The sequence below is a fragment of the Pseudomonas reactans genome (assembly GCF_013387025.1).
Taxonomy (GTDB): Bacteria; Pseudomonadota; Gammaproteobacteria; order Pseudomonadales; family Pseudomonadaceae; genus Aquipseudomonas; species Aquipseudomonas reactans.
In genome coordinates, this window is sequence record NZ_JACAQP010000189.1 from 1 (window position 1) to 380 (window position 380).

A 380-nucleotide genomic window follows, 5' to 3' on the forward strand; every position below is an offset into this window, starting at 1 on the left:
GTACTCGGTCAACCCTTCTGGCGCAGATGCTTCTACGGCGTACATCCACAACCTGTTGCTGGCCGAGTCAATCATGCCTTGCCTGCACGTCCTTGAGGTGGCGCTGCGGAACGCCATCCATAGCCAGTTGAAGAAAAAATATGCTCGCCCGGATTGGTGGGAGGCGGTAGCAACCTTCAACACGGATGAGCATAAAACGATCATCGCCGCAAAGGCCAAAATCACCTCGAAATCACATGCATGCACACCGGACAGATTGGTCTCTGAATTGAGCTTCGGGTTCTGGACGTCACTTTTCAATGCCAGGCACGAGACAGAACTGTGGAAAGAGCTTCGGCTTGCATTTCCTCGGTGCCCAAAGGCGCGTCGCAAGCGAAACG

1 pseudogene is annotated in these 380 nt (G+C 54.2%); it reads left to right on the forward strand.

What is annotated here, in order from left to right:
* Positions 1-380 (forward strand): annotated as a pseudogene (locus tag HX793_RS30930) (hypothetical protein); the annotation flags it as partial.